This is a genomic window from Vibrio sp. 1978, assembly GCF_033344345.1.
This window is the reverse complement of sequence record NZ_JAWPOP010000927.1, coordinates 1-538: the sequence shown is the minus strand read 5'-3', so window position 1 is coordinate 538 and position 538 is coordinate 1. Positions and strand designations below refer to the sequence as shown.

The 538-nt window shown below is 50.9% G+C and carries 1 protein-coding gene; it reads left to right on the top strand.

Annotated features, from left to right (window positions below):
• Window positions 1–485: TraE/TraK family type IV conjugative transfer system protein (locus R8N49_RS29905; RefSeq protein WP_276416082.1), on the top strand; the 485-nt coding region annotated here is incomplete at its 5' end.
• Window positions 486–538 lie beyond the last annotated feature (53 nt).

The following is a 538-nucleotide window of genomic DNA, read 5'->3' as shown; positions in this document are numbered from 1 at the left end:
AACCACCAACCTTGTCTGAAACGGCTGAAGTGTCACGAAACCAAGCCACTCAACCTTACCTGGAGTCCTGGGGGCTCTACCTGGCTGAGCTTATGGGCAACGTGACGCCGGGTAATGTGTCCTTTATCCGGGTTGCTATCGAGCCGCTGCTTTCTCCAGCGGTGTACCAGCAAGTGGTCGATGCACTGGAGATTCAGGCAAGACAAATCCGCGAAGACCGGGTCACGCTCAAATTCCAACCCAGACAAGTGGAGTATGAGTATGAAACCGGCCATGTCTTTGTGACCGGTTATTCCTTGGTCTCTGGACCATCTGGAGATGAGCAGCGCCAAACTCGCACCTATGAGTTTGACATCGATATTGAGCAATACCGTCCAAAGCTCAGTTGGATGGATACGTATGAAGGGCAAGCTAGAACGAAGCGCGTTCGTGAAAAGTTGACCCAAGAGCAAAACCGGAGGGTGAATGATGCGAACCAAAATTAGTCGATGGATAACACCAAGCTTAATCGCAATGAGCTTGAGTGGCGTCCTGTTAT